The organism is Streptococcus sp. DD11 (assembly GCF_001578865.1).
GTDB lineage: Bacteria > Bacillota > Bacilli > Lactobacillales > Streptococcaceae > Streptococcus > Streptococcus panodentis.
The window spans coordinates 173,213-180,884 of sequence record NZ_KQ969392.1; the positions used below are offsets into that span (position 1 = coordinate 173,213).

General features: G+C 50.0%; 6 protein-coding genes and 2 pseudogenes. 1 reads left to right on the forward strand and 7 read right to left on the reverse strand.

The genetic code is table 11. The features are described from left to right. Both STRDD11_RS14020 and STRDD11_RS00845 read right to left on the reverse strand, forming a co-directional pair. A pseudogene (locus STRDD11_RS14020) lies at nucleotides 1–606 on the reverse strand (ABC transporter transmembrane domain-containing protein); the annotation flags it as partial. Next, nucleotides 603–2,405: an ABC transporter ATP-binding protein gene (locus STRDD11_RS00845; RefSeq protein ID WP_241209266.1), complete on the reverse strand. Its 1,803-nt coding sequence runs from the start codon at nucleotides 2,403–2,405 to the stop codon at nucleotides 603–605. The pseudogene STRDD11_RS14020 and the gene STRDD11_RS00845, both read right to left, overlap by 4 nt. An 89-nt stretch (nucleotides 2,406–2,494) precedes the next feature. Here STRDD11_RS00845 and STRDD11_RS00850 point away from each other — a divergent pair, with 89 nt between their 5' ends. Further along, nucleotides 2,495–3,508, forward strand: coding sequence for a helix-turn-helix domain-containing protein (locus STRDD11_RS00850; protein WP_128834438.1), 1,014 nt, complete (start codon nucleotides 2,495–2,497; stop codon nucleotides 3,506–3,508). A gap of 278 nt (nucleotides 3,509–3,786) precedes the next feature. Here the strand turns inward: STRDD11_RS00850 and nusB are convergent, their stop codons facing one another. The 5 genes and pseudogenes from nusB to STRDD11_RS00875 all read right to left on the reverse strand — a co-directional run. Further along, on the reverse strand, nucleotides 3,787–4,212 hold the full coding sequence (nusB, locus tag STRDD11_RS00855; RefSeq protein ID WP_128834441.1) for a transcription antitermination factor NusB: 426 nt from the start codon (nucleotides 4,210–4,212) through the stop codon (nucleotides 3,787–3,789). Then, nucleotides 4,205–4,594: an Asp23/Gls24 family envelope stress response protein gene (locus STRDD11_RS00860; protein ID WP_128834444.1), complete on the reverse strand. Its 390-nt coding sequence runs from the start codon at nucleotides 4,592–4,594 to the stop codon at nucleotides 4,205–4,207. Before STRDD11_RS00860 ends, nusB begins: the two co-directional genes overlap by 8 nt. A gap of 20 nt (nucleotides 4,595–4,614) precedes the next feature. Further along, entirely contained in the window at nucleotides 4,615–5,175 is a 561-nt protein-coding gene (efp, locus tag STRDD11_RS00865; RefSeq protein ID WP_128834446.1) for an elongation factor P, read from the reverse strand. A 60-nt stretch (nucleotides 5,176–5,235) separates the two neighbouring features. Next, nucleotides 5,236–6,297, reverse strand: coding sequence for a M24 family metallopeptidase (locus STRDD11_RS00870; protein WP_128834448.1), 1,062 nt, complete (start codon nucleotides 6,295–6,297; stop codon nucleotides 5,236–5,238). A gap of 248 nt (nucleotides 6,298–6,545) precedes the next feature. Then, nucleotides 6,546–7,672: pseudogene (locus STRDD11_RS00875) on the reverse strand (ATP-binding cassette domain-containing protein); the annotation flags it as partial.

The window sequence follows — 7,672 nt, forward strand, 5'->3', positions numbered from 1 at the left end:
AATGGCCTCCTGAAAGCTTTCTGAATTAGCCCGCAGCTGCTGCCAGTAGGCAGCTGAAGCCCATTTGGGCAGTTCTTTGGACAGCCAGATCAGTCCGGCAATCAGTAGCAAGGGCAGCACGATGCAGAGTCCCAGAAGCAGATTGCCCATCAGCATCAGGGCACTGACTAAAAAGAAGAAAAGGACAAAACCCAGCGTTTTAGAAATAGCATGGCTGAGGGCATGCTCCAGCCGCTCCACATCGCTCATGATGGTCTGAGACAGATCGGACAGATCATGGCTGGAAAAGTAGGACAGGGGCAGGGTCTGCAGGATTTCTGCAATGTCCGTCCGTATATTGGCGCTCTCCTTATAAGTCGTGGTATAGGTCGCGTTGTAGTCCATATTGATACCCGCATAAAGCAGGATGACCGTTACCAGAGTCGCCAGAAGAAAAACCAGCGGGGAAGCCAGCTGCCCGCTCAGAAGCCCCTGCAGATAAAGCATCACAATCATCATGGGCAGCATTTGCAGACAGAAGCCCAGAAAGGAGACCAGACAGGCCCGGAAAAGGTTTTTAGCGCCGGTCTGCGTCAGACCAAACCTGTTTTTCAGTTCTTCTATCATGATACCCTCCATTCATCTGCACTGGCATAGAGCTCTTTCAGACGCCGATAGAGACCGGACTTTTCAGACAGGTCCTGATCTCGGCCCCGCTCCACGATTCTGCCCCGGTCAATGACCAGAATTTCATCAACTCCCCTGATAGAGCTCAGGCGGTGGGCAATGATGATGACGGTCTTATTCTCCATCAAGCGGGCAAAGGCCAGCTGAATTTGGTATTCATTGTTGACATCCGTCGAAGCTGATGCCTCATCCAAAATAAGCAGCCGGGCATCTTTTAAAATCGCTCGGGCAATCGCCAGTCGCTGCATCTCGCCGCCCGACAGGTGGACTCCCTCGGCCCCGATTTGGGCCTCTTCCCGGTCGGGAAATTTATCCAGAATATCCTGACAGCAGGCCAAATCCAGCGCCCGCATCACTTCCTCACGGCTGGCCTCCGGCCGGCCCAGCCGGACATTGTCATAAATCGACAGCTTAAAGAGCTTGGACTGCTGAAAGACAAAGGCAATCTGCCGCATGGCAGCTTCTTGACTGTAGGATTCAATGGGCTTTTGCCCCAAGAGAATCTGTCCGCTCCCCGCCTTATAAAAACCGGCCATGAGCTTGGCAATCGTCGACTTACCGCTGCCGCTGGCTCCGACCAGAGCATAGACTTTATTGGCCTCTAAGCGGAAGGACAGGCGATCTAGGACCAGCTGGTCTTCCTCATAGCCAAAAGACACCTCCTGAAAGGCAAGGCTGCCATCTATCAGCTCTTCCTCGGAACCTTGATACACCTTGTTCTCAGTCATCTGCTGATAGAGCTGTTCGATTTTATCAATGACCTCAACAGCCTTGTACTGGTACATGCCCAGATACATGACCCGCATAAAGCAGGTAAAGAGAAGTCCGATGACCGAAAAGAGGTAGAGAAACTGCGGCAGCAGGTGCAGCTGCTCTCTTTCAGGCAGCAGAAAGGCAAAAGCCGAAATCAGCAGTAAAATATAGCTCGCAAACAAAACCTGAAAGCTGACATAGGCCCGGCGGCAGGTAAAGGAATACTGCAGAGCAGTCTCTGAATAAGCCTGAATAGCCTGAGACAGTGCCTTAAAGGAAGCGACCGAAGTCTTAAAAATCTTGATGACCTGCATCCCGCGGACATATTCCACCGTAGCGCTGTTGAGATTTTCCAGCGTCGCCGCATAAAGACTCATCAGCTCAGGCTTGCCGACCATGCCCTTGACCTGCCAGGCACCGATTGCAATCAGAAGCAGGAGCAAGAAACCCATCAGCGGCTGAATGACAAAGGCCAGACCTACAATCATGAGCGGCGTCACCACTACCCCGACATTGTCCGGTATCAGATGGGCCACAATCGTATGGGTCTCTGCAGCATTGTCATCGATAATCTTCCGAATCTTGCCCGAACTGGAGGTCCCGAAAAAGGCAAAATTAGAAGCCATCAGGCCGTCAATCCCTCTTTTTCTCAGATTGGTCTCCAAGCGGAAGGCCACCATGTGCGCCAAGACCCCGGAAGTCATATAAAGCAGGGAGCCAGCCAGCATCATGGAAACAATGACAAGCGCATAGGCCGCAGCCGAGGCGGTATTGCCAGAAAGCAGAAGGCCCCGCAAGAACTCATATAAATAATAAAGAGCTCCCGCCATCAGCATGGCAGACAGGGCAGAAAAGAAAATAGCAAGATAAGCCAAGCCTTTTCGGTCAGGTATATATGAAAAAAGCTTTTTATAGACAGAAAACATAAAATATCCTCTTTCGTACTTGTAAAAGCAGCTGTAAATCGTTATAATAATGCTATTCATATTTTACCACTCTTAAAAATGAACAACAATCATTATTAAATTTTATGACGAATTGTAGTATTTGGCTAATCGTGTTATAGGAGTTTCTTATGAATGTAGATTTTGATGGGTTTTTAAACAGCCAACAGTACAGCCTGCTGGAGAACTGCCAGCGTTTTTCCAGCCACGGCAAGACCTATTTTACCAGCAATGATGAAGCAGAAGGCTTTTACTGGAATTACGAAACGGATTATTTCCGGATTAACATCCATGATTCTTTTATCAAAAAGGACAGTTTTTTGACGATGGATCTGCGCCAGCACAAAGACTTCCTTGCCTTTTCATCTTATTTCAAATCTGCCAACGGCGAGTGCCTGTCCCCCTACAAAGCTCTCCGAAGCAAGTCCAGCTTTATCGTGCTTAACCAAGGGCAGCAGCTGCGTTTTTTGCTCAACGGCCAATCTTATTTCCAAACAGTGGAAATTGATTTTAAAGAAAGCATGATTGAAGACTATCTGATGGGACAGTTTCAGCTCAACCAAGGTGAAATTAACCGGATTTTTACAGAATCCCACAAGTTTAATGCCGAAAAACTGGGCAAGATTGCAGAGGAAATCCTGCATTATCATGTCAGTTCCATCGGCAGTGAGCTCTTTTATGAAATCAAAGCCAAGGAATGGCTGAGCGTCATCATCAACGACTACTACAATCACCAAGAGGGCAGCAGCACACTCAATGCAGCCGATGATCTGGCCCTCAGCAATGTCAGCAGCTACATTGACGACCACTATGCTTCTGATATTCCTCAGGAACTGCTGAGCAAGATTGCCATGATGAGCAAGACCAAGCTGAAAAACACCTTCAAACTCAAATACAAAATGACCATGACCGAGTACACCCAGCGCCGGCGCATGGCCGCAGCTGAACAGCTTTTGGGCAGCACCCATCTGGAAATCAAGGACGTTGCCATGTCAGTCGGCTACCAGTCCCACAGCCGCTTTTCCGCCCTCTTTAAAAAGTACACGGGTATCTATCCCCACGAAGTCAAACGGCACCACAACCACACCGGCCGCAGCAAATGCGATAAATGCCAGCAACTAAAAAAACCTAGCCAAAACGGCTAGGAATTTTTTATACTATCGAAGACGACTGGGGTAAACCACTTTGATGAAAACAAGCGATACAAACTGCGTTTGCATAGATGGAAGACAAAGCCTTCTTTAAGACTTTCCCTTAGGTGGGGACGGACGCCAGCGGCTTCCTTCGGAATTCCGTAGCTAAGTTTTGAGCCTCCTCGCCTTCGAGTTTCTAGGCTCAGGCTAAGGCGGCGGGACAGTCTTCTCGCTTCTGCCGTTGCTGCCTCAAGACAGCCAGCCTCAGAAAACTTCCCTTCCGAAGCGGCCTACTCTTCTGTTACAAACTGGCTGAGAATTCCATTGATAAACTTGCTGGATTTTTCATCAGAGAACTGCTTGGACAGCTCAATAGCCTCATTGACGGCTACCAGCTGCGGGGTATCAAATTCTGTGATTTCAAAAATCCCCAAGCGCAGGATATTCTTTTCTACCAAGGTCAGACGGTCCACTGTCCAGCCCGCTTTGAGGTGCTGAGCGATTTTTTGGTCTAGCTCCTCTTTGGATTTGTCAACGCCGGTGACCAGATTGAGGAGAAAAACCGGAAGTTCAGGTTCTGCCCCCTCTTCCTCCTTGTCATAGGAATAAGCAAAGCGGCAGGCTTCCAGAACATCGCCCTCGTATTCTAGGCTCATCAAAGCCTGAAAAGCGCGCTGGCGCAGATCTCTTCTGGATTCCAAAAAAACATCAGTCATTGAGGAAATCCTCGTCAAACAGGTCTTTCAGGTCTGGTTTTGGCGCTTTTTCCGGAACGATACCAGCCACATGAATATTGACAGCAGACAGCTCCACCTCAGCCATATCATAGACGGCACTCTTGACTGCTTTTTGGATCGCAACAGCCACCGTCGGAACGCTGACTCCGTACTCCAGATAGAGATAGATGTCTACTGTCACATCGCCGGTTTCATCCGTATGCAGGGCAACGCCGCGGCCCAGCGAACGCATCGACAGGCTGTCAGACATACTCTTATTTGCGAAAGAGTAAACTCCTTCTACCTTTGCCGTTGCAATGGCAATAATCTTCTCCAAAACACGCGGTGCAATGACGATTTCACCTAATTGTTCAGTTGCCATAGTTCATTACCTCTTCTAAATTATGCGCGGGAAACATAGGTTCCTTCAGCGGTATTGATAATCAATTTCTGTCCGACTTCGATGAAGTCCGGCACATTGACAACCAGACCAGTCTCCAGAGTCGCTGGCTTACCGGAGCCCGTCACGGTGGCACCCTTGATGGATGGCTGGGTATCGGTCACCACCAATTCTACCGTTGTCGGTACCGTCACACCGATTACCTCTGTTCCATAGAACTGGATTTTTACTTCTGAGTTTTCCAGAATAAACTTCAGTTCTTCAGCAACGCTGGCCACTGGAATTTCATACTGGTCAAAGGACTCCGTATCCATGAAGTAGGCGGTGCCGTCCATTTGGTACAGGTATTGGGCTGGGCGGGTTTCGATAATGGCCTGCTCAAATTTTTCTTCTGGACGATAGCTGGTGTCAAAGGTAGAGCCTGTACGGACATCGCGCAGCTTCATCCGCATAATGGTATTTCCCTTACCTGGCTTGTGGTGGCTGGCCTCCAAAACGCGGATCAACTTGCCATCAGCTGTCTCAAAGGTCATGCCAGCTTTCAGCTTGCTTGCTTCAATCATTCTATATTACCTCTTTTTAAAATTATATTCTCTTTATTCTATCATAAAGCCTGATAATTCTCAAATAACAATCAACTCTTTGGGAGCCAGCGTCAGGACCTCGCAGCCGCTCTCAGTGATGAGGAGATCGTCCTCAATCCGGACACCGTATTTGCCGTCCAGATAAATGCCCGGCTCATCTGTCAGAACCATGCCGGCCTCAATCGGCTCCTCTGACTTGCCGAAGTAAGGAATCTCATGGATGTCCAGACCGATGCCGTGGCCGATGCCGTGGCTAAAGTAAGGACCGTAGCCAGCATCGTTGATGACCTGACGCGGAATGCGGTCAAAGTCAATGCAGCTGAGACCGGCCTTGGCTGCTTCTATCAGGGCTTGATTGCTGCGCAGGACCATATCATAAATCTCCCGCTCCTCATCCGTCGTCTGGCCGATATGAATGGTCCGGGTCATATCGCTGACATAGTGATTGTAGTAGCAGCCAAAGTCCAGCGTCAGCGTTTCTCCGCTCTGGATTACCTTGTCACTGGCCACGCCATGCGGCATGGCTGAGCGGCAGCCTGAAGCGATGATAAAGTCAAAAGAGGCACCTGAAGCACCCAGCTGGCGCATACGGGTATCTAAAAAGTTCATCACAGCCAGCTCAGTCGTCTGACCGGGCTTGATAAAGTCCAGTACATCCAGAAAGGCTTGGTCAGAAATCTGACAGGCCTTGCGAATGGTTGCGATTTCCTGCTCATCTTTAATCATGCGCAGCTTTTCAATAAAACCCGTCATCGGTACCAGCTCGTAGGAGGAGAAGACACTTTCCAGCATCTTGAAATAAGCATAGGAAACTTCATCGTCAAAGCCGACTTTCTCCAGCTTGTCGTCCGCAATGATTTTGACAATCTCCCCAATCGCGTCGCGCGTTTCCACAATGTCAAAACCGCGGACCGCTCCCTTGGCAATCAGTGTATAGCGCGCATCCGTCAGGAAAATCCGGCGGTTTTTGCTGATAAAAACTGTCGCTTCTGTCCCGCTGAAACCAGTCAGGTAGTAGATATTTTTCAGATTGGTGACCAGCACTCCGTCGCAGTCTGACTGGGCCAGGGCTGCTTCAAACTTCTCAATTCTTGATAACATGAGGTACCTCCGTAGGATGATTAGCCTTATTATAGCAAAAAATCAGGCAAATGACGATAGACTAAAACAAAAAGGCCCTCCAAAACGGACAAGGCCTCCTTGCAGAATCGTCATGTGGGTGTTCTGCTCTTTGAAAATCGAAGATGACACTTCTTTGCAGAAATGTTATCTGCAACCACAATGCCGTGCTTTGCGCTGGCGGCATCGGTTTTCCTTGTTGTTTTTGATTCTCTTTGAGTATCAGGAGTTTATTTTTCCAGCTTGCCTTTCAAATACTGGCCGGTATAGCTGGCGGGATTGGCCGCAACTTCCTCCGGTGTGCCGGAAGCGATAATGGTACCGCCGCCGACTCCGCCTTCCGGCCCCAGATCAATGATATGGTCCGCTGTCTTGATGACATCCAGATTGTGCTCGATGACCAGCACCGTATTGCCATCGTCCACAAAGCGTTCCAGAACATGCAGAAGCTTGGCAATGTCCTCTGTATGCAGGCCTGTCGTCGGCTCATCCAGAATGTAAAAGGACTTGCCGGTAGAGCGCTTATGGAGCTCAGAAGCCAGCTTCATCCGCTGGGCTTCCCCGCCTGAGAGAGTCGTCGCCGGCTGTCCCAATGTCACATAGCCCAGCCCCACGTCCTTGATAGTCTGCAGCTTGCGGGCAATCTTAGGAATGTGCTGGAAGAAGTCCACCGCATCATTGACGGTCATATCCAGCACCTGGGCGATATTCTTTTCCTTGTAGTGGACTTCCAGCGTTTCGCTGTTGTAGCGCGTGCCGTGGCAGACCTCACAGGCCACATAGACATCGGGCAGGAAGTGCATCTCAATCTTGATAATCCCATCGCCCGAGCAGGCTTCGCAGCGGCCGCCCTTGACATTAAAGCTGAAGCGGCCTTTCTTGTAGCCGCGAATCTTGGCTTCATTGGTCTTGGCAAAGAGGTCGCGGATGTCGTCAAAAACACCGGTATAGGTGGCTGGATTAGACCGCGGTGTCCGGCCGATCGGGCTTTGGTCAATGTCAATCAGCCGGTCCACATGCTCAATGCCGGTCATTTTCTTAAACTTGCCGGGCTTGTCCGAGTTGCGGTTGAGCTTCTGGGCAATGGCCTTTTTGAGAATGGAATTGACCAGCGTGGACTTGCCGGAGCCGGAAACCCCGGTCACAGCGATGAATTTGCCCAAGGGGAAACGCGCTGTGATATTCTGCAGATTGTGCTCCTGAGCGCCTGCAATTTCAATGAAACGGCCGTTGCCGGCCCGGCGGTCCAGCGGCACCGGAATGGCCCGCTTGCCGGACAAATACTGACCGGTGATGGATTTTTTGATCTTCGCTACCTGACTCGGTGTGCCGGCAGCGACAATCTCACCGCCAAAGA